This window comes from Bacillus sp. KICET-1 (assembly GCF_027721405.1).
Lineage (GTDB): Bacteria > Bacillota > Bacilli > Bacillales > Bacillaceae > Bacillus > Bacillus velezensis.
Map to the genome: position 1 here is coordinate 413889 of NZ_CP113515.1, position 24183 is coordinate 438071.

The 24183-nt window shown below is 47.1% G+C and carries 24 protein-coding genes, 1 pseudogene and 1 riboswitch; of the genes and pseudogenes, 10 read left to right on the plus strand and 15 right to left on the minus strand.

The features are described 5' to 3' along the window. Positions 1–27 precede the first annotated feature (27 nt). Positions 28–699, minus strand: a complete 672-nt coding sequence (locus OVA33_RS02165) for a response regulator (RefSeq protein WP_063636970.1) — start codon at positions 697–699, stop codon at positions 28–30. After that, entirely contained in the window at positions 674–2296 is a 1623-nt protein-coding gene (locus OVA33_RS02170) for a two-component system sensor histidine kinase DctS (protein ID WP_063636971.1), read from the minus strand. The genes OVA33_RS02165 and OVA33_RS02170 overlap by 26 nt, the downstream gene beginning before the upstream one ends. 80 nt (positions 2297–2376) lie before the next feature. Here OVA33_RS02170 and OVA33_RS02175 point away from each other — a divergent pair, with 80 nt between their 5' ends. Together OVA33_RS02175 and OVA33_RS02180 are read left to right on the plus strand one after the other, a co-directional pair. Then, on the plus strand, positions 2377–3429 hold the full coding sequence (locus OVA33_RS02175) for a TRAP transporter substrate-binding protein (RefSeq protein WP_017419232.1): 1053 nt from the start codon (positions 2377–2379) through the stop codon (positions 3427–3429). A gap of 83 nt (positions 3430–3512) precedes the next feature. Then, entirely contained in the window at positions 3513–4334 is an 822-nt protein-coding gene (locus OVA33_RS02180) for a manganese catalase (RefSeq protein ID WP_014416954.1), read from the plus strand. A gap of 36 nt (positions 4335–4370) precedes the next feature. On the opposite strand, the gene OVA33_RS02185 is transcribed toward OVA33_RS02180, so the two are convergent. The 4 genes from OVA33_RS02185 to OVA33_RS02200 form a co-directional block, all read right to left on the minus strand. Beyond that, the gene (locus OVA33_RS02185) at positions 4371–4730 is read right to left on the minus strand and encodes a DUF4937 domain-containing protein (RefSeq protein WP_021495086.1); all 360 of its coding nucleotides are present in this window, start codon (positions 4728–4730) and stop codon (positions 4371–4373) included. Next, positions 4724–5065 carry a cupin domain-containing protein gene (locus OVA33_RS02190; protein ID WP_063636972.1) on the minus strand — a complete coding sequence of 114 codons (342 nt, stop codon included), beginning with the start codon at positions 5063–5065 and terminating at the stop codon, positions 4724–4726. The genes OVA33_RS02185 and OVA33_RS02190 overlap by 7 nt, the downstream gene beginning before the upstream one ends. A gap of 133 nt (positions 5066–5198) precedes the next feature. Then, a complete protein-coding gene (gene gsiB, locus OVA33_RS02195; RefSeq protein ID WP_012116853.1) occupies positions 5199–5570 on the minus strand; it encodes a glucose starvation-inducible protein GsiB in 372 nt (123 codons plus the stop codon). A 100-nt stretch (positions 5571–5670) separates the two neighbouring features. Beyond that, positions 5671–6477 carry an EcsC family protein gene (locus OVA33_RS02200; protein ID WP_063636973.1) on the minus strand — a complete coding sequence of 269 codons (807 nt, stop codon included), beginning with the start codon at positions 6475–6477 and terminating at the stop codon, positions 5671–5673. Between the two features lie 166 nt (positions 6478–6643). On the opposite strand from OVA33_RS02200, the gene OVA33_RS02205 reads away from it, so the two are divergent. The 3 genes and pseudogenes from OVA33_RS02205 to OVA33_RS02215 all read left to right on the plus strand — a co-directional run. After that, positions 6644–7009: a DMT family transporter gene (locus OVA33_RS02205; RefSeq protein ID WP_017419236.1), complete on the plus strand. Its 366-nt coding sequence runs from the start codon at positions 6644–6646 to the stop codon at positions 7007–7009. Next, positions 7006–7413 carry a DUF5360 family protein gene (locus tag OVA33_RS02210; protein ID WP_063636974.1) on the plus strand — a complete coding sequence of 136 codons (408 nt, stop codon included), beginning with the start codon at positions 7006–7008 and terminating at the stop codon, positions 7411–7413. Before OVA33_RS02205 ends, OVA33_RS02210 begins: the two co-directional genes overlap by 4 nt. Before the next feature lie 57 nt (positions 7414–7470). Next, positions 7471–7686, plus strand: a pseudogene (locus tag OVA33_RS02215) (DUF2188 domain-containing protein); the annotation flags it as partial. Between the two features lie 58 nt (positions 7687–7744). Here the strand turns inward: OVA33_RS02215 and OVA33_RS02220 are convergent. Beyond that, positions 7745–8098, minus strand: a complete 354-nt coding sequence (locus tag OVA33_RS02220) for a hypothetical protein (RefSeq protein WP_007410203.1) — start codon at positions 8096–8098, stop codon at positions 7745–7747. A gap of 655 nt (positions 8099–8753) precedes the next feature. Between OVA33_RS02220 and OVA33_RS02225 the strand changes: the two genes are divergently transcribed. From OVA33_RS02225 to OVA33_RS02245, 5 genes are all read left to right on the plus strand, one after another. Continuing rightward, the gene (locus OVA33_RS02225; protein ID WP_088056325.1) at positions 8754–10031 is read left to right on the plus strand and encodes an Nramp family divalent metal transporter; all 1278 of its coding nucleotides are present in this window, start codon (positions 8754–8756) and stop codon (positions 10029–10031) included. 105 nt (positions 10032–10136) lie between these two features. Further along, entirely contained in the window at positions 10137–10403 is a 267-nt protein-coding gene (locus OVA33_RS02230; RefSeq protein WP_014416946.1) for a hypothetical protein, read from the plus strand. 515 nt (positions 10404–10918) lie between these two features. Further along, positions 10919–11203: a hypothetical protein gene (locus OVA33_RS02235; protein ID WP_014720743.1), complete on the plus strand. Its 285-nt coding sequence runs from the start codon at positions 10919–10921 to the stop codon at positions 11201–11203. 96 nt (positions 11204–11299) lie between these two features. Further along, a complete protein-coding gene (locus OVA33_RS02240; protein WP_017419238.1) occupies positions 11300–11857 on the plus strand; it encodes a hypothetical protein in 558 nt (185 codons plus the stop codon). 380 nt (positions 11858–12237) lie between these two features. Continuing rightward, the gene (locus tag OVA33_RS02245; RefSeq protein ID WP_022552619.1) at positions 12238–12468 is read left to right on the plus strand and encodes a hypothetical protein; all 231 of its coding nucleotides are present in this window, start codon (positions 12238–12240) and stop codon (positions 12466–12468) included. Between the two features lie 161 nt (positions 12469–12629). Here OVA33_RS02245 and OVA33_RS02250 read toward each other — a convergent pair whose 3' ends face one another. The 8 genes from OVA33_RS02250 to OVA33_RS02285 all read right to left on the minus strand — a co-directional run bounded on the left by OVA33_RS02250 (position 12630) and on the right by OVA33_RS02285 (position 24164). Next, entirely contained in the window at positions 12630–14351 is a 1722-nt protein-coding gene (locus OVA33_RS02250; protein ID WP_014304370.1) for a pyruvate oxidase, read from the minus strand. 57 nt (positions 14352–14408) lie between these two features. Continuing rightward, complete coding sequence (locus OVA33_RS02255) at positions 14409–14855, minus strand: NUDIX hydrolase (protein ID WP_017419242.1); 447 nt, start codon at positions 14853–14855, stop codon at positions 14409–14411. A gap of 53 nt (positions 14856–14908) precedes the next feature. Continuing rightward, on the minus strand, positions 14909–16729 hold the full coding sequence (locus OVA33_RS02260) for an APC family permease (protein WP_128974178.1): 1821 nt from the start codon (positions 16727–16729) through the stop codon (positions 14909–14911). Positions 16730–16885: 156 nt separating this feature from the next. After that, positions 16886–17032, minus strand: a riboswitch (cyclic di-AMP (ydaO/yuaA leader). 134 nt (positions 17033–17166) lie between these two features. Beyond that, positions 17167–19272, minus strand: coding sequence for a cellulose biosynthesis cyclic di-GMP-binding regulatory protein BcsB (locus OVA33_RS02265; protein ID WP_025649981.1), 2106 nt, complete (start codon positions 19270–19272; stop codon positions 17167–17169). Between the two features lie 5 nt (positions 19273–19277). After that, entirely contained in the window at positions 19278–20540 is a 1263-nt protein-coding gene (locus OVA33_RS02270) for a glycosyltransferase family 2 protein (RefSeq protein WP_017419244.1), read from the minus strand. Then, complete coding sequence (locus OVA33_RS02275) at positions 20533–22260, minus strand: DUF2334 domain-containing protein (RefSeq protein ID WP_025649982.1); 1728 nt, start codon at positions 22258–22260, stop codon at positions 20533–20535. Before OVA33_RS02275 ends, OVA33_RS02270 begins: the two co-directional genes overlap by 8 nt. After that, complete coding sequence (locus OVA33_RS02280; RefSeq protein ID WP_025649983.1) at positions 22250–23098, minus strand: diguanylate cyclase domain-containing protein; 849 nt, start codon at positions 23096–23098, stop codon at positions 22250–22252. The genes OVA33_RS02275 and OVA33_RS02280 overlap by 11 nt, the downstream gene beginning before the upstream one ends. Beyond that, a complete protein-coding gene (locus OVA33_RS02285; RefSeq protein WP_017419246.1) occupies positions 23079–24164 on the minus strand; it encodes a hypothetical protein in 1086 nt (361 codons plus the stop codon). Before OVA33_RS02285 ends, OVA33_RS02280 begins: the two co-directional genes overlap by 20 nt. Positions 24165–24183: the final 19 nt, after the last annotated feature.

Below are 24183 nucleotides of genomic sequence, written 5' to 3' on the forward strand. Positions count from 1 at the left end.
CGGACATTTTGGTCTTTTTGGTCTCGGCTAGCGGACGAATTTGTAGCGGTTAACCGGCCGGCCCACTCCCCCGTATTGAATGTCGAGCTTAATCTGGCCGTCCTTCTCAAGAAAATCAAGATAACGCCGCGCCGTCACTCTGGCGATTCCGAGCGCTTTGGCGGCTTCTTCAGCTGAAAGCGGCTCCGTCTGCTGTTTCATATAGGTCAAAATTTCATTCATCGTAAAATGATTTAACCCCTTCGGCAGATCCCGGGACGGATTTTGCGGAATTTTAAGCAGCATGTCAAGCTGCTCTTGCGACATGGTGTCATGCTCTTCAATTTTCCGTTTATATTGTTTATAGTTTTCGAGCGCTTGTCTCATCCGCTCCAGCTTAAACGGCTTCAAAATATAGTCGGCCGCACCGTTTTGCAGCATAAGCTGGATTGTTTCTTTGTCTTTTGCGGCCGAGACGATGATGACGTCCACTTCGAACTTTTGTTTTCTGATTTCCTGGAGCGTTTTAATTCCGTCTTTTTTCGGCATATATACGTCTAATACCACGAGCCCGGGCCGCAGATCTTTAATAAGCCTGATTCCCTCGTCTCCGTCAGCGGCTGTGGCGATGACGCTGAACCCCGAAACACCGGTGATAAATTCTTTATTCACCTCCTGCACCATCGGATCATCTTCAATAAGCAGCACCTTGATGTCCATCGAATGATTCCTCCCCCTTCATCGGAAATAAAATAGAAAATGCCGTTCCCTGTCCCTGCCGTGTGTCGACTTCAATAACGCCCATCCCTTTGTCGACGATTTGTTTGACGAGGTACAAGCCGTATCCCGTTCCTCCCGTTTTATTGACGGTAAACCCTTTGTCATAAAGGCGCGGGATGTGCTGATCGGAAATCCCGCTTCCGTTGTCTTCTATTAATATAGCAAGCACTTCATCATTTTGCTCGATACTGATGTCAATATGTTTGTCCTCCGTGTCCGCTGTTTCGAATGCGCCGAACGCATTTTCAATTAAATTGCCGAGCAGGACGACAATGTCATGCTGGTCGACATGCTCCGGAAATGCCGAGAAACTGCTGTTTTCATCAATTTTCACAGAAATGCCAAGCTCTTTTCCTCTTTTGATTTTGCTTAACAGCAGCCCCGACGCAGCGTCATTCTGAATGGCCTGATGAAGAAAATCGGTGACGCTTTCTTGTTCTGATGATTCCTTAAAAGCAAGCTGGAGCGCTTTTTCTGATTTTCCGAGCTGAATGAGTCCCGCGATGGTGTGAAGCTTGTTCATATGTTCATGATTTTGGACTCTGAGCGCATCGACAAAATTTTTCACGCCTGTCAGTTCTTCCGCCATTTTCGCCGCTTCCGTCCTGTCCTGAAAAATGGCGACGGCTCCGATGACCTTCTTTTTCATGACGATCGGAATTCTGCTGCTCATGATCACCTTTCCGCTGACTTGGATTTCTTCATTATATACGGCTCGGTTCCGCTCGACGATCTCAGGGAGCCGCGAATCTTTTAACACGTCCCAGATCAGCCTGCCATCGGTCTCTTGTCTGACATTGAATATCTGCTTCGCTTTTTCATTAAAAATGGTGATGTGATGCTGATTATCGATCGCGATGACGCCCTCATTCATCGAATGAAACGTAGCGGTCCGTTCCTCATACATTCTCACGATCTCATGGGGCTCCAGCCAAAACATTTGTTTTTTGATGTGGCGGGCCAGCAAAAAGGAGCCGGCCAGTCCGAACCCGAGCGCCAGCAGAACGATAAACAGTATTTCATGTTTCAGCTGAAGAAGAATTTCACCGAATCCGGGCAGCGTTTTACCGGCCAGAACGACGCCGATCTGATTCAAATCCCGGTCTTTGATGGGATAAAAAGCGCGGACGGCGGTGCCGATCTCTCCCTTTGCTTCGGAAAAATAAATGTGCTCGGCGAACGCCGCGGCTTCGTCCTCACCCCTTGAACGCTTTCCGATCATTGTGCTGACGGGATGTGAATAGCGAATATGATCCATATCCATAACGACGATGTAGTCCGCTTCATTGATGATCCTTATTTCTTCGACCGCATGGCGCACGTCTTCCCTTTGTTTTTTCTGCTCTAGGGCGCGTTTGACATCGGTCATCTCAGATACCGTCCGCGCGGTATTCATCAGCCGTTTTTTCAGCTCGCGCTCCTCTGTATGCTGAATATTGCCGATCAGCACGATGCCGACGATCAAAAAGGTAAAAAGCACGACGATATACGAAAGTATGGTGATTTTCCAGCGGATGGTGAGCTTTTTTTTCGTCATTGGCCTCTTCCTTTCCGTCTCTTTACGAAAACGGCCCGCCCGATTATGCTTGTTATAGAAAATGGCGGAGGGGGTTTTCGATGAAAAGCTTGCTGACTTGTCTCAGCCTGATGGTACTCGGTATCGGAACCGCTTTATTCATCGGCTTTCATGATCGTTTCTCAACGGAAGAACCGTATTATGATGACGAACAGGAAGGCCTGAAAGATCAAATCGTTTTCAAATTCAGCCATGTCGTTGCTGAGAACACGCCTAAAGGGCGGGCGGCGAATAAGTTTGCGGACCTTGTCTATCAAAAGTCCGGCGGCACCATTAAAGTAGAGGTGTTTCCAAACGGGAGCCTCTATTCAGATAATGAAGAAATAAACGCCCTCCAAAACGGGGACGTGCAATTCATCGCTCCCTCCACCTCAAAGCTCGGATCACTGTCTCCCGAATGGGGTGTTTTGGATCTGCCGTACGCGTTTACAAACTATAAAGCCGTGCAAGAAGGCCTCAACGGCAAAATCGGCACACGCCTGTTCGCTTCATTAGAAAAGCATCATTTGAAAGGACTGGCGTACTGGACGAACGGGTTTAAGCAGCTCACGTCAAATAAAGGGCCGATCTTCACTCCGGACGATTTGAAAGGACAGGCGCTCAGGATCATGCCGAGCAGCGTGATCGAAGACCAGTACCGTCTGCTCGGCGCGCACCCGCGGCAGGATTCCTTTAATTCCACGTTTCAGCTCTTGGAAAGCAATCTCGTAGACGGAGAAGAAAATACGATTTCAAATATCTATTCTAAAAAATTTTATAATGTTCAAGATTATTTGACAATCAGCAATCACGGGTACCTCGGTTATGCCGTGATGACCGACGAGCATTTCTGGAATTCGCAGACAGAAAAAACGAAAACCATCTTAACGGAGGCGATGAGAGAAACGACGGAATGGAACGAAGCCTCCGCTGAGAAAATGAATAAAGACCAGCTTGAAGAGATAAAGAAGAATTCATCCATTCATATTCATGTGCTGAGCAAAGCGGAAAAGAACACATGGATGAAACGCCTCGACCCGATTTACGGACAATATGAACAGGTGATCGGCCGCGGGCTTGTGCAGGATTTGTTATCCTTGCGCCGCGAGCCTTAGCAGGACCAATACGCCCATCTCCGTTTCATCCCTTTTCCCGCCGGGGAAGTAAATAGGGACAGATCAAAAAAGGAGATGGAGACATGTTTACACATACGAAAAAACTGCAGCATCCGGCTAAACCGGATCGTCCTGATCCGCTGTTCGCAAAAAAGATGCAGGAAATTTTAGGGGGACAATACGGGGAAATATCCGTCGCCATGCAATATTTGTTCCAAGGATGGAATACACGGGGCAATGAAAAATATAAGGATCTTCTGATGGATACCGCGACGGAAGAAATCGGCCATGTCGAAATGATCGCGACGATGATTGCGAGACTGTTAGAAGACGCCCCGCTGGCAGAGCAGGAAAAAGCGGCTGATGATCCGGTCATCGGGTCCATTTTAGGCGGGATGAATCCGCATCATGCAATTGTCTCAGGACTCGGCGCAATGCCGGAGAGCAGCACGGGCGTTCCGTGGAGCGCAGGCTATATCGTCGCAAGCGGAAACCTTCTGGCAGACTTCCGCGCCAATCTGAACGCCGAATCACAAGGAAGGCTTCAAGTCGCACGCCTGTATGAAATGACCGATGATAAAGGCGTGAAAGATATGCTCAGCTTTTTATTGGCCCGCGATACCATGCATCAAAACCAATGGCTTGCGGCCATTAAAGAATTAGAAGAACAGGAAGGTCCGATCGTTCCTTCCACCTTCCCGAAGGCGCTGGAAAAACAGTCATTCTCCCATAAGCTTATTCATTTCTCAGATGGAGCAGAAAGCGCTGAACAAAATTGGCTGAAGGAAACAGCGCCGGACGGAGAACCATTCGAATACGAAAAGGAACCGAAAGCGCACGGCGAAATAGCTAAGCTGGATCCCGTCCCGCCGTATGTCCATAACACGCTTCCCGGACGCGAGTAAAGACACAAGCCCAAAACAAACTGTTTTGGGCTTTCATTATGCCTTCAGAACCGTCCAGTCCGGTTCGTATCGGATGTCCGGATGATGTAACAGCTTATAAATGACAGGTTCATCCTCTTCGTACAGCATCACTTCTATTGAAAGAATCGCAGCCTTCTGCTCGTTTTCTTCGTATATGCGGTCATGTTCGTTCTCCATAAAATCATCATAGGCTTGTCTGTTCTCCCAAACGCTGATGATCTCTGCGATGAACAGGCCGTCTGCGTTTTTCCGCCAGCCGCCGGCCTGTTTGACGAAGCCATTTACACATGATAATGCTCCCCACCTTGACTGTGCTTGCGCAAATGCTTCAGCGTTTGCGGCGTCTGTTTCACATACAATCTTTTTGATCAGCATGGCAGTCCCTCTGTGATGACTGTTTTCGCATGCGTATGCTCAACACAGAGATTCACGGTTCTGACGTAAGAGCGGGTGCGGTGAATCTTGCCTTTCGGGATGAGCAGGCTGTCATTTGCTTTGAGCACTGCGGTTTCTTTGTCCTTAAAATCAATCAGCAGCTCCCCTTCCAGAACGATGAACCATTCATCTGAGTCAGGGTGATGGTGCCAGTCATATTCTCCCGTAAACACTGCGAGGCGCACACAGTGGTCATTGATCTCCGCGATTGAAAAATTGTCGTGTTTTTCTTTGACTTTATTGGCGATAGCGAGCAAATTCAGCATGTCAGACACGAGTGAAAAACCCCTTTTTCATTTAATTGTATCGCAACGGCGGCTCAGATCAAGATTTCCCCAAAATAAAAAGCGATCCAGCTGATGCGCCGGATCACTTTTGATCTGCAGGTTGTCTGCCTTTATGCTTTTATTAGCTGCTTCGTCTGTTTCCGCCTTTTTGGCCGATTTCTTTATAAAAATCTTTGTCATGATTTTTGCTTGTGGCTTCTCCGCCTTTTTGGCCGATTTCTTGATAGAATTCCTTGTCATGGTTATTGCTAGTGGCTTCTCCGCCTTTTTCACCGATTTCCTGATAGAATTCTTTGTCGTGATTTTTGCTTGTGGCTTCTCCGCCTTTTTCACCGATTTCCTGATAGAATTCTTTGTCGTGATTTTTGCTTGTGGCTTCTCCTCCTTTTTGACCAATTTCCTGATAGAATTCTTTGTCATGGTTATTGCTTGTCGCTTCTCCGCCTTTTTTACCTGCTTCTTCTCTGCTCATTTTGTTATTATCTTGTGCCATTTTTGAATTCCTCCTTTAATTGGTGTTGGTTGTTGGTTTCCCGATTTCAGAACTGCTAAACAAAGAAAACACATTGAATGTGTTTTCGGGTGGTTTTTTATTATTCTGTATCCTTCATGCGTTTTAGAATCCGGCGTTTTTTATAAAGCATGATGCCTGTTTCCGCGATGCTTTCTAAAGCTGAACGGTTGGCGGACGCGCCGAAGATGATGCCTGCGGCCGGAACCATTTGCAGCAGTTTTTTCGCGGCGAACGTATCGCGGTAGCTGTAAACGACTTCCCGCCAGCCTTGGATTTGCGAGGCGACGCGCTGATAGGCGCGGTCGTTTTGATCATATTGCCGTAAATCTTGCAGGATCGCTTTTTTTCCGATGACGTCACTGGATGCAAGCTGAAGCAATTTGACGATAAACACGCGTTCTTTTTTGTCTTTCGGATCAAAGCCGTAAGAAACCGCGATGTCTTGCAGCGTCTTTAAGGACAGGCCGAGCATCGCCGGAATGTCTGCCGCAAGCGTAAACACGCCGCCGACTCCCGTTGCGGCTCCCTGCACCGTCGCGGCCTTTACGCTTGTACGCGCTATGGCTTCTGCGATTTCGTCCATAACGGCAAGCGGCGCATTGCGGATGTCGTGAAGCGTTTGACATGTACCGTGCGGCAGCCGTTTTTGAAACTTTTTCATGATGCGCTTTTCTGATGTAAGGTACTGTCCGCCTGACTGAATAAACGTTCCCGTTTCATCGAGTATGAGTCCGATTTTCCTCTTAATAAATTGCGGTGTCAGCTTGTCCAAAAGCTGAAACGGCAAGCGGGTGAATGTTTGCCAGAACATCGCCCTCTGCTGCGCCTTTTCCCATTTTTGAATGTCTCTCAGTTGTCTTTCCAGGTCTGTCCGCTCTTCTGTCACCCGTCCTGCACGTCCTTTCTGATTTCTTTCTACATAGTATACCTTTATGGCGTTTTCTTTTTACACCCGGCCGGACTTTTTATCCGGAAAACATTCCATTGTTTAATTTTCTTCAAATTCTATATATTGTATAATTTTGAATAATACGATTGAAGGAGAATGCTGTATGCAATGGATTTATTTAAGTTTAGCGATTATTTTTGAAGTATTGGGTACGGTCAGCATGAAATTATCAAATGGATTTACAAAACTTGTCCCAAGTATTTTATTGTTATTGTTTTATATCGGCAGCCTTTGTTTTCTTACTTTGACTTTGAAATATATAAGTGTCTCCATCGCATATGCGGTCTGGTCGGGAATGGGGATCGTGCTGATTTCCATGATCGGAATTTTTTTCTTTCATGAACAGTTCTCTGTCATAAAAGCCGTCTCTGTTCTTCTGATCATCATCGGTGTCGTTTCCTTAAACTTTATTTCTGAAAGTGAAACGTCATCAAACGGCATCAGCGTTCATACGGACAGAAACAGATGATGAAAGGATTAAAGGTTCTCTTCTTCATTACAGATATTGGATTTATCGTTTATTGGATTGTTACTTTTTTTGAGTGGATTCCAAAAAACATGGTGTTTAAAGATTATGATAATGCCATGATAATGGCCTGGAACTGGTCATTCTTTCCCTTAGATATTTTCATTTCGATAACCGGGCTGTACAGCTTGTTTCTTTATAAACGGAAACATGCGTTATGGCGCTCTTTCGCATTAATATCACTTGTGCTGACCTTTTGTTCAGGCCTGCAAGCGATTGCCTTTTGGGTATTTATCGGTGATTTTGATCTTATGTGGTGGGCATTCAATCTGTACTTGCTTCTTTATCCTTTATATTTTATTCGGAAATTGCTGGTCTCTCATAAAAATAGCTGTCATTCTTTTTGATGAGGCGGTTTTCTTTTTCTTCAGGCGGGAAACACTTTTCATAAAGGAGTGATAGACATGCCTTGGTCTATGAAGGATTATCCGCAATCATTGAAGAATCTCGAGGAACCTGTGAAGAAAAAAGCGATCGAAATCGCGAATGCGATGATAGATGAGGGTTATGAAGAAGGACGGGCCATTCCCATTGCGACAAGTCAGGCGAAAGAGTGGAAAAAAAACGCTTCTAAGGAAGAAATCGATCAGCTGATGAAACACGATGATGAAACGAAACGCGGAAATTGAATCGGAATAAAGGAAAAACCCCGCTCTCAAGAGAACGGGGTTTTTCTGATTATAAACCGTAATAATAAGATAGTGTGGTGACTGAAACGTAGCCTGTCGCTCCTGCATACGTGACTTTCAGCCATTTATTAGAATTAGTGTAGTGGCCTTGAACATATTCTCCGGTTACCCAAGAACCTGTAATTTTTTTACCGCTTGAGAATGTTGTGATCGTTGAACAGCTGACCTTAGAGCATGAGCGCATATTAGCACCGTAAATACCGACTGTACCCCCGCTGGCTAAAATGGAAACGTCCGGTTCAGCTTTAGGTTTGAAAGCTGCTGCTGATGCAGAGCCGCCAAAAGCGAATAAAGAAACAGCAAAAATCATGGCTAAAGAAATGATCGACAAACGACGTACCAAGAAAATTCCCCCTCTTTTATCATATGGCTGGAAAGCTTTCCTGACGTTATTATACTTTTTTGCCCGGGAGACTGAAATAAGTCTAATGCTCCAACTTCTTTTCTTCGCAAGTGGCCATGCCGATTCTTTAATTGATAGATAACAGCGGTTTATTGGACTGGAATCACTGATATATCGTTGATTCAAACGTTTATTCAGAGCGGCCGGAGTTTTTCCGGAGCTCATTTGAATGGTACAGAAAGGTTTTATCTTCCAATGGAAAGAAACATTATTATTCTATTTACCCGGGAAAACGGAGGAAATACAGCGTCTTTTTCTCAAATCAGTTGGGCGGACAGAAAGTTGTGAAGTTATATGGGCAAGTGTCCTCTTTTCACCTTTTTAAAAGAACGCTCCGCGCATCCGCGCATGATCGGACGCGGAAACACGCTTTGCGAACGGCATCGCTTCTTTCCCGGAACGATGCCGTTTTCATTTTCGGACCTTTCTTCGGCGGGATACATATCATAGATAAAACAGGGCATCAATGTACCGGTTTATTGAACATAAAGAACTTGACATCTCATAATAGCGGATTTATGATGTAGATAAAATAATTTGCATCTAGGAAACTTTTTGTTATTTAGCTAAAAATCTATCGGAATTTAGGTGAGACATAATGAGCAAAGACATCTCAGCACAATCACTGCAATCAAAAGCCGTGCAGGATGCACTTGACGGTAAAAGCAAGGGATTCAAGCGGCTTCTGCCTTTTTTAGGCCCCGCCTTTATCGCGGCGATTGCCTACATTGATCCGGGAAACTTCGCTACGAATATCTCAGCTGGTTCGAAATATGGGTATATGCTGCTGTGGGTCATCCTCTTTTCAAACTTGATGGCTTTTTTAATTCAAGTTCTTTCCGCGAAGCTCGGCATTGCCACGGGTAAAAACCTTCCGGAAATCGCCAGAGACCGGTATCCGAAATGGGTATCCGCCGGGCTGTGGATACAGGGTGAACTGGTGATTATGGCAACTGATCTGGCAGAATTTATCGGGGCGGCGCTCGGGCTCAACCTGCTGTTCGGCATACCGATGGTTGAAGCGGCCATTATCGCGGCGATCGGATCATTCGCGATTTTAGAGCTGCAGCGCAGGGGTTACCGGGCGCTGGAAGCGGGCATCGCCGGACTTCTGTTTGTCGTGGTGATCGCCTTCGCTCTGCAAACCTTCTTTGCCAAACCTGATGCTGCCTCCGTTCTCGAAGGGCTGTTTATCCCGAAAATTGACGGAATGGACAGTGTGCTCTTGGCAACCGGGATACTCGGCGCAACCGTGATGCCGCATGCCATTTACTTACATTCCGCACTGACACAGCGCCGTGTCGTCGGAAAAACGGATAGTGAGCGGAAAAAGATTTTTAGATTCGAGACGATTGACATACTTATCGCGATGGTGATCGCCGGGGCGATTAACGCAAGCATGCTCATCGTCGCTGCCGCGCTTTTCTTCAAGAACGGGCTGTATGTAGAAGATTTAGACGTGGCTTATCAGCAATTCGGCCACTATATCGGGCCGGCTTCAGCCATTCTCTTCGGGATCGGGCTGCTGGCCGCAGGGCTTTCAAGCTCTTCTGTCGGCACATTGTCAGGCGATATTATCATGCAGGGCTTCATCCGTTACCGTATCCCGCTTTATTTGCGGCGTTTCATTACCATCATTCCGCCGATGATCATCATTATCTCGGGGGTCAACGCCACAGAAGCGCTCGTATGGAGCCAGGTCGTTCTTTCATTCGGCATCGCCTTTGCGCTCGTGCCGCTGATTATGTTTACAAGCAACAAACGCCTGATGGGCGCCCTGACGAACCGAAAATGGGTGACGGCTCTCGCCTGGCTGATTGCGGTTTTGGTGATCGCGCTTAATCTGTTTGTGATCTACGATTCCTTCCGTTAGAAAAAAACCGGCCATAGCGGCCGGTTTTTCTTTTGGCGCCGGGTGCCGTTCGTATCTTTTTCCGGGCGTTTTTGGTATGATAGAAGAAAAATCGGAGTTTTGCTTATGTCAGTATTTATCCTTTTTTATCTGTGGATTGTGCCGATTGTCATCGGCATCTTCTGTTCTCTTTTTGCTTATCGGACAACGGGTAAGAAACGTCTGATTCCCGGCTTTTTGATGATCGCATTAAGCATCGTTTCCTTAATCACGGGGCTTTGGATCGGCGGGGTGAACTATCATGTGTTCATCGGGGGCATGTTTTTATTCGGTACGTTATTGGCCGGCTCCGCCTTCCCGTTTTTCTTCGCTCTTTCACGCAAACGAAAATAAACAGGCATGCCGCCTGTTTATTTTTATTCATTAACCCTGAATTATAAACCGCTCCGATAATGTGATTCCGCCTCAATCAGCCTGTACATGTGTTATATAGGCTTCAGCCCATGTCCCATCATCGAAACTGCAGCCAAAATGAATCCTGCTAAAGAAGATTTTGAATTATAAGAAAAATACTGTATGAAAATCCTATTTACCCCAAAAATACCTATTGATAGAATGGTATCTGAGAGGGGAAATGTTCAAAGCGGATCATATCGGTCCCGCCTAAATACATAGACTTTCATTTCTCTCTACACTACATTTCTAAAGGAGGATTTCCCATTAGACACGCAGCTAAAGGCATTCTGTTTGCCGCATCTTTAGCCCTTGTAACTACTACTTTTGTCCCCGCATCCTTAGCTAAAGAAAATCATAATAATACTGCCAATGCCACTGGAACGACCAAATCATTTTTTTATCAGACTGATACGCAATTTTCCTACGGACTTAAAGCACAAAGCGATGCATCTGTGTCAAAACCAGTCAAAGATGTAATCAGAGAAGTGCTGAAAAATAAAACAAAATTATTCAATCTTGTTGAAAAATTAGCAGGAAAGAAAATAAGAAATGAACTCGAATCCGTTTTCAATCAACACATAGAACCGGTTTTAAAGAAAATGCTGAACGAGTATGTCGCCTTAAGCTGGACTGACGTGGAAAAGAATCTTTATCTTTCACTTAAAAAGTCCGGACTTTCTGACAGTCAGGCTAAAAACCTCGCTCATTTGACAACTTTAGCAATGAAAGCATTTTAAAATCATTCATAAATGATCGTCAGGAAAATACGTATGAAGTAAATGCAAAGTGCTGTTAGATTCACTCTAATAGCACTTTTTCATTGGAGATGTCACATGACTGTCTTTTTTACTGTTTTGCTCACTTTCTTATGCTGCCTTGTGATTTCATCTCTTATTTTTATGATTCTATTAAAAAAAGAGATCGTGGATACACCGCCAAACCGCTTAGCTCATGCAGCATTCATCGCACTTATTGGATTCTCTCTGTTCTTCGCTGTGACTGTCCCCAGCCTGATTATTTGTTTTGCAGCTGTAACAATACATCACTTTTTCGGAGAATATATCATATATGGTTCACTTTCAGACTTATACATATTTTCTGTCGTCGTCAGTATTTTAGCTTTAGTTTATATGCTTATCCTTACGGCAATTGTAAAAGGAATGACTCATGTTTTGACATTGCCTGCTTGGTCAGCCTATATCCTTGAATTCATTTTTGCATGGGCTGCTGTTTACTTCTCAATTCAATACGTTTCCAATCATATCATTGAGAACATATCTATATTTCAAGGTGGAGAAGTGCTTCTTTCATTGTTCATCACTTTCTTATTTTCGGGATTGGATATCCTTTTTACTAATTTGGATAAGATCACAAAAGAGAAATTAGGCTAAGGGGGTAACAAATATGAGGATCATGACATATATATCTTATTTTTCTATTTCTTTAGTTTTGCAGGTGGTATGGCTGCTATTAATAAAAGATACTCCTAATATATTTCTGATAGATATGATTACGGTGTCCTTCTTATTCACCCTCTTTATGTTCATCTTAGATCAAATTTCCAAAAAAAAGCGGACACATTAGGGACTGTTTTTTAATAATCCTCGGGCTTCTCTTTCGTTTTGAAATGATTCCGGATCTGGGGATGTTGCGGCGAACCGTTCATTAATGAATAACACCAGCCTCTGTAAAATACTTCTCCTTTTATATAACATCCTGACTTTTCCGTCATATATTCAAACGAAAAAACTGCAAAAGGAAGTAATGAAACATGATATTGTTTATTGGCAAGTTCATGTTGCTCTTTTTATTCTGTTCGCTGGCATATTATTTGTTTAAAATTGTTTATTACAATATAGGGAAGAACATTGCGCTTAAAACCCCGAAAGGGACAAAGACAAACCGTACGGCACTTGTGTTTGTCAAAAATGGAACTACACTGAATGATGGAGATTACTTTATGATCGCTGTTGTGACCGCTCTCTGGCTGTTCTTGAGATGAATTGCACTGGTCCTTCACGAGTTTTTTGATCAGCCATCGCTCGCCAGCCGTGGCTTTTCACAATCTCCGTTTTCGTTTAGGACGGCTATATGCAAGCAAGCCGCCCAACAAAAAAATAAACAGGCATGCTGCCTGTTTATTTTTTTATAAGCGCCGGCTTCTTAAAACAGCCGTTTTAAGCTTTTCTTTAGAGACGGCATTTCGATTTTTTGGTTTTCAAAGAAGTTTTTCAGCATGTATTTGCTGAAGCCCTTCGCTTGGCCGTAAGTGATTTTTCCCGGAAGCGGCGGCTCGTCGCCGATGACGGCGTCGATGACGACCGGCTCATTTGAGTTGAGCGCTTCATGAAAAGCGGGAGCCAATTCCTCGTGTTTCGTCACTTTGATGCCTTTTGCCCCGCAGCTTTCTGCAAAAGCGGCGTAATCCATATTTTGCAGCTGGGTGACGTAGTCAATGTTGCCTTTGACCCGCTGTTCATATTCAATCATGCCTAAATTTTCGTTGTTTAAAACGACAACCGTAATCGGCAGTTTGTATTTAACAGCCGTCGGCAGATCCTGCATCACCATTGAAAATCCGCCGTCTCCGCAAATGGCGATGGACTGCCGCTCAGGTTCGGCAAGGCTTGCGGCAATCGCTCCCGGAAGCCCGCATCCCATCGTGGCGAGCCAGCTTGAGACGATAAAGTCCTGCTTCTTCATCTTAAAATGGCGGGCCATCCACACCGTAACCGTTCCGACATCCACCGACAGGACGGCGTCCTCTGCGGCGGCATCCTGAAGCCGGGCAATGACCTGCTGCGGCTTGAGCGGATGAGTCGCTTCGGTTTCATCCTTTTCGATTTCCTTCCACCAATGCTTCATGTGCTCGGTGCAGGCGTCCAAAAATCTTCTGTCTTCTTTATATTCAATGTATTCCGTCAGCTCTTTCAGCCCCAGAGCCGCATCACTGACGATTCCCGCATTGACGGGATAGCGCTTCCCGATTTTCGCCGGATCCGAATCAAGCTGAATGGCAGGCGTATCATCCGGGAGATAATCCCTGTATGGGAACGATGTGCCGAGCATGATCAGCAGATCGCATTCCTCCATTGCTTCGTAGGCGGGCTTTGTGCCGATTTGCCCGAGATTCCCGAGAAAGTGGGGATGGCTGTCAGGCACGACACCTTTTGCCGGAAGGGTAATGACAATCGGAGCGGCCGCTTTATCGGCGAATGCGAGCAGCTCCTCTTTTGCTGATTTTAACCCTTGGCCGGCGAGAATGACCGGTTTTTTTGCGTTGTTAATATATTGCGCGCATGTCACGAGATGTTCTTTTTTCGGCTCTATATCAGCTTTGAGGTATATCGGCGATGTGTAAACCGGCTCCCGTTTGATTTTTTGCGCGAATAAATCATCAGAAACGGTTAAAACGGCAACGCCTTTTTTGCTGTAAGCCGTGCGGATCGCCTGATTCAGAAGATCGGGCAGCGCTTCTGCCGTATGTACTTGCTGGTTGAATACCGCCACGTCCTCAAACATTTGCTCTAATTTGATTTCCTGAAAGCTGTCACGGCCGATTTCATCGGAAGCCACCTGTCCCGCAATCGCCAGCACCGGAACGCCGTCCGCTTTGGCGTCGTATAAACCGTTCAGCAGATGAACGGCCCCCGGTCCTGCGATTGAAAGGCAGACACCGATCTGCCCGGTCAGTTTTGCCTCAGCCGCGGCGGCCAGGGCTGCGACTTCTTCGTGCCGGGTTTGGATGAATGTCAGGTTATTTCGTTCATGTCTCAGTTCTTCGATAAATTCATTAATGCTGTCTCCGGGAATGCCGTATATATGACCGACTCCCCATTGTTCAAGCAGCTCCGTCATTACGTGTCCTGCTGTTTTACTTGGCATACTGCATCCTCCTTTTACCTGTATTCATCCCCTTTTTCATACGGGTTGAAACACGGGCTATACTCTCAGCTTTTTTCTCAGCAGATCAAGGATGGATAACAGATTTCGGTCTTTAAGGACTGCCTTACGATTTGCCGCCCCATTGAGTCCGTCTTTTATTTGGAGTTTCCTGTTCGGCACCATGAACAGCGGCAGCCGGTTTGGGGAAAACCAGCGTAATGCGGCGGTTTCCGGCCCGTTCATCAGCGGTGTTCCTCCGGTAATGGCTCCGATGAAGACATGTTGTGTATCTTCAAATGCCGGCCTTTCATACTCACCGGCTTTTTTTATGATGGTCACGTTATAACCGGTTTCTTCGAAGGCCTCTCTTACGGCTGCGGATTCAGGTGTTTCACCTTCTGCGATCCTGCCCCCGGGCAAATCCCATAAGGGAATGTCTTTTCGTTTTACGAGCAATATGTCCCGCCCGTCATTTTGAATGATGACAAAAGCGCCTTGAGCCATGGCGTCCTCCTTTACAAAAAAGACCGCGGCATTTCAGCCTGCGGTCTTTGCCGTTACTTTTTAAAATGATACGGCAGGGTGGCGACGATTATGTCCTTCTTCCAAAACAGCCGGACTCGGAGCAAGAAGGCTGATTGGTTGTGAAGGATGGTCTGCCAGCGTTTTTTCGTAATGAATTGCGGAAACAGCACCATCACGGAGAACTGTTCTTTTTTCGCTTTTTGTTCGACCGTTTCTAAAAACTTATCAAACGGGTGAACCAGACTGCGGTATGAGGAATGAAGGGTGACGAGGCGGACGCCGTTATGAAGTTCTTCCCAGCGCTTTTCCACCTTTTTTTCGTTTTCTCTGTCAAAGGAAACATGAACCGCAATGACCTGATCCGATAATGATTTCGCATACTGAATCGATTTTTGGACGACGGTGGTGACACCGGCGACAGGCACGATGACGACGGTTCCCCTGATTTCCTCAGGCTGCTGATCAACGACCCGCAGCTGTTCGCCGACCGCGGTGTAGTGATTTTTAATGACGAAAAACAGCATGACGACAGCAGGCATGAATAACAGCACCGGCCAGACAAGATTGAACTTCGTCGCGAATAAAATACACAGCACCATAAATGAAATGGCGGCCCCGCATGAGTTGATCAGCATTTTTACCGCCCAGCCCTTCGGCTTCTGCCTGATCCACTTGATGCACATTCCCGTCTGCGACAGCGTAAACGGAATGAACACGCCGACGGCATAAAGCGGAATTAAATGTTCCGTGCGGCCGCCGAATAAAAGAATGAGCAAGATGGACGCGATACCGAGAAAGATAATTCCGTTTGAAAATCCTAATCGGTCGCCTCGTACCGTAAACATTCTCGGCATATACTGATCGCGCGCTAAATTAAACGCCAGCTGCGGAAAAGCGGAAAAGCCCGTATTCGCCGCAAGCACGAGAATCAAGGATGTAACGCCTTGAATGAAATAATACACCGTATGCCGTCCGAAAGTTTCCGCGGCGATTTGCGAAATAACGGTTTCGTCATGCTTCGGTCCCGTGCCGTATCCGTACACCAGCACCGTAATCCCCGTAAATAAGATCGCCAGCAGAATCCCCATCATGGCCAAAGTGCGGGCCGCGTTTTTTGCCGGAGGATTTTTAAAGGCCGGGATCGCGTTTGAAATGGCTTCCACACCGGTCAGTGCCGAACAGCCGGATGAAAAGGCCTTCAGCAGCAAAAACAGCGTGATGCCCGCCACGGGTGTGCCGATCGGCGTGTGTTCGGCCGGATGAACCTGGCCCGTCATAAGCTTAAACAGTCCGACGACGATCAAAAGGACAAGCGCCGCCACAAACAGATAGACGGGATACGCCAAAATGGACGCCGACTCTGACAGTCCTCTCAAATTTAAAATCATAATCAGAATTACAAGCAAAACAGCAATGAGCAAATGATACGGGTGCAGGGCCGGAAATGCCGATGTAATGGCGTCAGTTCCGGCAGAAATGCTTACCGCCACCGTCAGAATATAATCAACAAGCAATGAGCCGCCCGCAATCAGACCCGGCTTCTCACCAAGGTTTTCTTTTGAAACCATATAAGCGCCCCCGCCTTGCGGATAAGCGTAAATAATCTGATTGTAGGACAGAATCAAAGCAAGCAGCAAAATGAGAACACCGGCTGCGATCGGAATGGAATACCAAAACGCGGCCGCGCTTACCGCAGCCAAAATGATCAGAATCTGTTCCGTTCCGTAAGCAACTGATGACAGCGCGTCTGAAGAAAGCATGGCGAGCGCCTTGAGTTTCGTGAGTTTCTGCTCTCCGGCCGCCTGTGATTTCAGCGGTTTCCCAATCAAAAATCTTTTGATTGAATGGTACATTTGTTGTTTTCCCCTTTTTTTCATTTTCCGTTTGATTTACAAACTCTTACTGCTATGATGTCTCCGAATAACGATTGCATGCCATATTTCAGCACAGCAAAAAGACACAGAGGCAAACGGATGCCCCTGCGCCATAATCGTGCACAGGTTTCATTCATCTCCTCTCATGAACGCTTACGAGGTTAGCTGTCGGATTCGGGCTGATGAGAGTTGGCCCTACCTGAAAAAGGATTCACCCCAAGCGGCATTACGCGCCGCAAATTGGTTCCCCCGCTCTGATTACAGATTAAGCGATATAGATTATAAAAGAGATCATACTCCCGTCCCGTTCAGTTGTAAAGGGGCTTTTATGCTGTTTCAAAAATAAAAAAACCGCCGCCAGAAATGGAAATAAAAATACAAAAAAAGAGGCCTGTTAACAGCCTCTTTTTCCTTCATTACTCTTCGCTTTTTTCATGATCCGTTTTTCTTTTTTTCCTTCTTGCCGTCAGCCAGATCAGGCCGGCCGCAATGATCATAAGCGCCGCGAAAACAGCGATATACGTAACGTTCAGTGGTGCGGAACGGCTTTTCGTATCAGCCGATGGACTGCTGTCATCGGACTTGATTTGCTGATGATTCGAAAACAGCTGCCGGCCGGCCGTTTCGTTAATGACGGTTGCGGCATCGCTTGTGCTGTCTAAAAAGCTGATCAGCTCTTTTGTGACAGACGCGCCGCTTCCTGATAACGGAGCAAAAACAGCGATGCTCCGGCCGGAGTCCCAAGGTGATTCCTGTGTAAACGCGACTTGTTTCGTTGTCTCATTCAGCATTTGAAACGAAGAGACATCGTAAGCTCCGCTGCGGTCTGAGGGCACGAGAAGCTTAGAGGCGTTTGATTTCAAAAGCGGAATTTGCGGCAGGCCTCCGATAAACACAACATTCCGGCCTTTGGCGTCCGCTTCCTTCATGTCTGATGCCGTCTTTACGGTAAAGCCGTTTCCGAATGAATCCGCCACCAGAGAAAGCTCTTTCAGTGTCTGCATGTTTACGTCATCCGGGATGACGATCACTGTTTTCTCTTTCCCGCCGCCCGCAAACGGGAGCGGCCATTGCGCGAAATCAGCTTTCTGCGCCGCATCGCTTACCGGATACGTCAGCGTGCTGCTTTTATCAATATAGACCCATTTGTTTTCGTCACGGTCGATACACGGATTGTTATGTTTCAAGCCTGATGTGACAAATTGCAGATCAATGTACCTGCTGCTTCGCAAAAGCTTCGGATCAATCGGGATTGAGACGTGGTAAAAGCCGTCTTTATCTTTATTGCCGAGATCATCAAGACGCACCGCATTCGGCTGTCCGTTGACCATAACGTTCAGCTCCGCTCTCTCGGCGTCATTTGCTGAATCCGCCTTCGTCCGGATCGATTCCGACGTTTTTAATGTAAGTGAAAGCTTGACCTTACCGTCTTTATCAACAGCGGCCGCCGCAGGGTAAAAGAAGTGCTCTGACGCCGTTTTGTTTGATCCGACCGTTACATTTCCCGCGCCGAAGTCCTCTAATGTCAGTTTATTTCCTGTCTTTTCCGCAGCGGGCTGAAGGCGGCCGATTGTCAAAGTATCTCCGCCCAGCTGGCCTGAATAAGCGCTGTCCGTGATGACGCGGATTTTATCCGCCAGCGTTTTGTCTGATTGCGCCGTGACAAACAGGACGGGCTGCCGTTTGTCCCCTGATGTCAGAACCCGTTCAGCGAGAAGAAGTTTGTTGTCTTCCGCTTTGATGTTCCCCTGTTCGAAAAGATCTTTTATTTTGCCGTTCCAATGCCGATCAGCGCCGATGACAATTGACGGATTGCTGATTTTGCCGGCGTCGGATTCTTTTACATAGGATACCTTCAGCCTGCTGTCTGCCGTTTTTAGAAATGCTTCTGTTTTGACTGCGGCTTCAGCTTCCGCCGAGGTCGGTTTGTCAGGAAGAATAATATCGGTTTCTTCACCCGTATTGCCTGATTGGGCAAACGGATACGGGAAATGGCCGAGATCCGCTCCCTTTGACTTGCTTGCTTCTGAAAGTACAAGCCGGCTGTCCGGATAAATTTTTATCCAGTTGCCTGACGTATCCTGCCTGACGCAGACGCCCTCTTTTAATACGCCGTAAAATCGTAATGATACATTGTGATAGCCTTGGGCGGATTGGCTTTTGCTGAGATTGAGCTTCACCGTTTTCCGCTTGGAACTGCCGTCAAGCTTTATGGATTTGACGGGTTCATCATCAATGGCGATGGTTAAAGAAGACGGGGCAATTAATAAGTTTGACGCCTCGTAATCAATCAGAAGCGACTGATCGGCATTCGAAGCTCCCGCAGGAATCTGATAGGTCAGCTCTGCGCTGTCTTTCGCCCCGTACAGTGTCATCAGATCGCCAGTCAGCGCCTGCTGCTCTTTTGCGCCGGCGCTTGTTCCGAGGGCGGAACCGTCCGTTTTCAGTTCCCGGGCCGCGGCCGCCTGCCCGTTATACATCAATAGCAAAAGGCCGGTTATCAATATGATCGCTTTTTTCAAAAAGGTCACCCGCTTTTATTTTGATTGTATCGCTCCGTTTTGTACCACTTGACTTCCTGCTTGAACAAGCGGTGCTTGATCTCTGTGAATAATGACCAGATGACGAGCACGATCCAAGCCTGAGAGTATGTAAAGTACATCAGAAATACGATAAAGAAGTTTTGTTTGTTCATTTCTGTTTTTTCAATGCTTAAAGTAATCATGACCTCAGTCATAAACAGGAAAAAGGCCAGTATCCACAAAATCATCGCCAAAAACCCGACTGCCAGATGCAGGTCGTAAAAAAGATTGATGATAAAAATCGTGTTTGACATGATCACACCGAAGAAAAACAAAAAATACGTAAAAAAGAAATAAAACAGATCGAAGATGATCCGCTTGCGTTTCAGCTTGAAAAATTGGGATAAAAACTTGAGAACGACGTATTGGTTGCCGCGCGCCCATCTTGTCCGCTGACGCCACCAGACCTTCCATGTCTCAGGCTCCTGCTCCCATGTCACGGCCGCCGGGAAAAAGCGGATATGGTAGCCGAGATTATACACGCGGATGGTCAGCTCGGTATCCTCCGCCAGCGCCTTATCATCCCAGCCGCCGAGCTGTTCGATAATGCTCCGCCTGATCGCGAAGTTCGTCCCCGGGATGGTGGCGATTTTGAACCATTTCCATCTGCCGCCCTGCGCCATCCACTGAAAGCAGATGGTTTCAATATTGATAAACTTCGTCAGAATCGTTTTGGCCGCGTTGATGACACGGAATTTCCCGACAACCGCTCCCGCTTTCTCATCATTCATCAGACCGAGAACCAGGTAGTACACCGCCATTTTTTCCGGCGTATTGTCCGCATCATACACGCAGATCACGTCTCCGTTCGATTCCGCGAACCCTGAGTTCAGCGCCGAAGATTTTCCTTTTCCGGCGTTCGGGGGCTTTGTGATGACCATTTTAATGAAGTCATACTGACGGGAAAATTCATTGACGATGTCTCCCGTCCGGTCGGAGGAATTATCATTAACGACGATGATCTCAAGCCTGTCTTTCGGATAATACAGGTTCACCATCGCCTTCAGCGTCTGCCTGATGACGACCTCCTCATTATGCGCGGGAATGAGCACGCTGACCTTCGGGAGCTCCCCCATCTTTGCGCGCCATTTCGGAATGTTCCGTTCGAAGGTCATATAATGCCTGAATCCGCCCTGCATCAGAAACATATGATAGAGAAGCATCACCCATATTAAACTTAATGAGATAAAAAACAGAATGTTACTCAAGGCTTCTTCTCTCCTTAAAGATTCGTTTTTTTAATGTGGCGCGCAAATAAAGAACGTAGCAGGCGAACATGATGATAAACAATAACACCACGCCGGAGAGAATCCAAAGCGCTTTTTCCAGAGGCGTCTGCTGATGGTGATTGAAAAAGGCCGTTATCGGATGAATCTTGTTTTCCACATGAATGGTTCCGTCCCCGTCCGTTTTGATCCTGACGCTGTCCGACGTTACCGTTTGCTTCGTTTTCTTCAGATCGAGCCACTCGCCGCCGGGAATCCGCTCCATCTGATTGACGAGCTCGGGGAGGTATTTCATGCCGAGATACGGATGGTAGAAACCGCCCGCCACTCCGCCGCCGAAATCAATCATCTGCGAAATATGATTCTCCATATCTCCGAGCGGATTTTCCTTTGAGTTATCGGCATAACCGATTGTTTCAGGGTACAGCGTCATCCCGTCCAGCATAGCCGGCTTTGAGACGAACGGAGGGGCGCCCGAGGTTTTCCACGTCGTGCCGCTGAGCTGCACTTGTCCGAAAATGCTGGAGAAATAAGAAGATGCGATTTTGTAGCCTTCTTCAGACATCGTATAGTGCGGCGCTTCGAATGACAGCGGGTAAAGGCCGAGCTCTGTCAGATCGTCAATCGCCTGCTCCAGCTTCGTTCTCGTGTAGATGTTTTCTTTTTCACGGAAAGGCTTCACATACGCCCGGTACGCTTTTTCATTCGGAAAATCCTGTTCCTTTTCAAGCTTGACCGGAGTATCATCCGCATTTTCTGACGTAATCGGCTGATCCGCTTTGGCATCCCAAAATTCAAAGCCTTCTCCCGTTTCGCTGTATCGGTATGCGTGCGTGTAGCCGTGAATAATGATGCTGCCGCCCATTTGCTGAAGTTTTTTCAGGACACTTACCATTTTCGGCTTGTCCGCCAGGTATACTTTTTCTCCGTTTTCCGGATTGAGATAGACCGGAATGACCGCCAGAATAAACGGAATGTGTCTTTTATGCAGGTAAGAGCCCGCTTCGTAAAGCAATGTTTCATCTGACATTGGACTGATGTCTTCAAGCCGCAAATAAAGGAGGGTGCCGCCCGCTGATTCTCCGAAAGCGCTGCGCAGCGCTTTCGCCGTCAGAAACGAATCATTTAACAGGCTCGTCACACCGAAATAATAGTCAGAGCGCGCCGTTTTCCACATAAAAGGGCGGGTGCCGCCGTCACCGGACCGGTATGTATAAAGGGGCTTTCCTTTTACTCCCGATACGCCGAGCACGGACATTCCTTTTTCAAGCGGCATGTCTGTTTTTTCTTTCTTGCTGTAAATGCGGTATACCGTTTCTTTCTCTGTCAGGGACAAACCCGCAAATTGGCGGAACTGTCCGGCGTTATAGCCGATGCTGATAAGCTGCTGCGGCATACTGCTGATCAGTGACACAAATGATGTGCTGAGCTTTTTTTTCGTGACGCCGTAATAGATGACGCGCCGATTCTTTTTGAGGTCCGCGGCTGTGATGTCTCCGTCGCTTTTCACGGTGACGGCTGATGAGAAATGGCCCGCGGTCAGATCAAGCATTTTGACCTCAGCGGTTTCTTTGCCGTCCGTGCTTGTATAAATAATGAGAATGCCGTCCTTTTTGTCTTTTGCTTCCGCCGTAAGGGGAACATAAACCGCCGAAATCATGAAGAGCGCCGAGAGTAAGAGACGTATCCATTTAGAGTTCATTCATCATCATCTCGTTTTCCAGTTCATTTAAAAATTGCTCGGCCGTTTGTAAATCCTTTCGGTACGCCAAGTAACATACACGGAAGGTGATGGAGACGTATTTACCGTTTTGCAGCCGGTACGTATCCAATTCCTTTTTCAGCTTCGCCAGAACGGCCGGCATGTTTTTTTCAGGCGTATGGGTCAGCACGATGCCGAACCGTTCGGCGGACGGCCTGAATTTTTTGTCTGTTTCCCGAACGCTTGACCGGATTTGGCGGCTGATAAATGCCAGCAGGCGGTCGGTCTCTTTTTCTCCGTAGAGGGATTTGAATTCCTTGAAATAATGCATGTGCAGCAGCAAAAAGACGAAGGAATTGCCGTAGCGTTCCGCCCGCTTGATTTCCTCAGAAAGCTCCAGCTTCATCCGCAGATGGTTGTCAAAGCCGGTCACCCTGTCGACGGCGACAAAGCTCGTAATCTCTTCACGCAGCTGTTTCACTGAGCGCTCAAGCCCCTTCGCCAACTCGTGAATCCTTCCCGCTATGTAAGAAAAGAGCAGCAGCGCAATCCCCCAAATGACCAGCACCTGCAGACTTTCGGCACCGGCAGACGCCATAAAGCCCCCGGTCTGAAACCACAGGAGCAGGCTGCCGAGAACAAATAAGACGAGTAAGGTGATGACGAGCGCGTAGATTGCCCCGAACCATATGCCGGCTCCCGTGACAAGCAATGTGATGCAGGTTATCAGAAGCCCTGCGGATTGCTGAGACGCATAGTAAATAAAAAAAGACAGCAGCACCAGCATAACTGCTGTGTAGCTGCACAGTTTTTGTGATTCATTGAATGATATTTTCATTAAACAATTTCCTTTCAGCCAGAAGCGGCAGCAGGTTATCGAAAGAATGTGTATCGCCCCCGCTCATATAGCCGCCGTAATCAGGTTTCAGCGTGTCCAGTGTTTCAAATGAAGTCATTCTTTCATAAAGCGGCTTGATGACAGCCGGATCAGCTTTTTGTTCTGCTAAAAAAAGAACGGCCAGGGCGTAAACGGACGGTGATTCGTATTGAACCGCCGGCTCCTTCGTGTCTGCGATGTACCGTCCGTACAGCTGTCCGCGCGACTTCCATTCTTCTATGATCCATTTTGACAGCGCGGCGGCTTTGTCATCGCCCCGCTTCAGATTCACGGCGGCGTACAGCTGGTCGATGACATTCACTTCGCTGTCATATTTGTATTCCTTTGTTTCAGTATTGAACGATTTCGGCAGAAAACCATTTTTCAGGGGCGCAAGATTGAGAACATCAAGGTTCCGGTTTTCCGTTTTCTCATCGATAATCCCCTTTTCTCTGAGCATCTGTAAGGCGCCGGGGTCGACATAGGACAACGTCACGGTCTTTGATGCGGCATTTGAAGCGGCATCATAATAATCCGTAAAATACCCGTCATTCGTATTGTATTTTTCCAGCGCCTTCCCGATCTGCACCGCTGTTTTCCCGTATTCACTGTTACCCCACAGGGTTCCGGCCTCATTCAGACAGTTCATAATTCTGAAATCGTCAATTAAGGCATTGGTGCCGCTCGCTTTATTCCCGTCAATCTTCCACGACACAAGCCCGTTTTTCGTCAGAAACGAATCGGTGAGAAGCTGATATTGCGCTTGAAACTGCCGTTCATCTTTCCTGTTCAGCAAAAATGCCATCCATAGTCCGAGAGACTCAGATAAATATTCCGGCTCACCGGATATGTTCGTCCGGATCATCCCCCGCCCGTTCATCAATTTATGATAAATAAAATGCTCTGCGGGCTGAAGCGGTCCGGACGATTCGGCCGCCGCCTGTTTTTCAGTGCCGGCCTCCGCGCACCCCGCCGTCAGAACAATCGAAATCAAAAGGATCATCAGACGAAAAACGAATTGCTTCACAGTCTATCCTCCTATTTTA

Excerpts from the sequence above, each read along its gene's own strand:
- OVA33_RS02165 (WP_063636970.1), bottom strand. The coding sequence starts at position 699 with ATGGACATCAAGGTGCTGCTTATTGAAGATGATCCGATGGTGCAGGAG.
- OVA33_RS02170 (WP_063636971.1), bottom strand. The coding sequence starts at position 2,296 with ATGACGAAAAAAAAGCTCACCATCCGCTGGAAAATCACCATACTTTCG.
- OVA33_RS02175 (WP_017419232.1), top strand. The coding sequence starts at position 2,377 with ATGAAAAGCTTGCTGACTTGTCTCAGCCTGATGGTACTCGGTATCGGA.
- OVA33_RS02180 (WP_014416954.1), top strand. The coding sequence starts at position 3,513 with ATGTTTACACATACGAAAAAACTGCAGCATCCGGCTAAACCGGATCGT.
- OVA33_RS02185 (WP_021495086.1), bottom strand. The coding sequence starts at position 4,730 with ATGCTGATCAAAAAGATTGTATGTGAAACAGACGCCGCAAACGCTGAA.
- gsiB (WP_012116853.1), bottom strand. The coding sequence starts at position 5,570 with ATGGCACAAGATAATAACAAAATGAGCAGAGAAGAAGCAGGTAAAAAA.
- OVA33_RS02205 (WP_017419236.1), top strand. The coding sequence starts at position 6,644 with ATGCAATGGATTTATTTAAGTTTAGCGATTATTTTTGAAGTATTGGGT.
- OVA33_RS02210 (WP_063636974.1), top strand. The coding sequence starts at position 7,006 with ATGATGAAAGGATTAAAGGTTCTCTTCTTCATTACAGATATTGGATTT.
- OVA33_RS02230 (WP_014416946.1), top strand. The coding sequence starts at position 10,137 with ATGTCAGTATTTATCCTTTTTTATCTGTGGATTGTGCCGATTGTCATC.
- OVA33_RS02240 (WP_017419238.1), top strand. The coding sequence starts at position 11,300 with ATGACTGTCTTTTTTACTGTTTTGCTCACTTTCTTATGCTGCCTTGTG.
- OVA33_RS02245 (WP_022552619.1), top strand. The coding sequence starts at position 12,238 with ATGATATTGTTTATTGGCAAGTTCATGTTGCTCTTTTTATTCTGTTCG.
- OVA33_RS02250 (WP_014304370.1), bottom strand. The coding sequence starts at position 14,351 with ATGCCAAGTAAAACAGCAGGACACGTAATGACGGAGCTGCTTGAACAA.
- OVA33_RS02255 (WP_017419242.1), bottom strand. The coding sequence starts at position 14,855 with ATGGCTCAAGGCGCTTTTGTCATCATTCAAAATGACGGGCGGGACATA.
- OVA33_RS02260 (WP_128974178.1), bottom strand. The coding sequence starts at position 16,729 with ATGTACCATTCAATCAAAAGATTTTTGATTGGGAAACCGCTGAAATCA.
- OVA33_RS02275 (WP_025649982.1), bottom strand. The coding sequence starts at position 22,260 with ATGAACTCTAAATGGATACGTCTCTTACTCTCGGCGCTCTTCATGATT.
- OVA33_RS02280 (WP_025649983.1), bottom strand. The coding sequence starts at position 23,098 with ATGAAAATATCATTCAATGAATCACAAAAACTGTGCAGCTACACAGCA.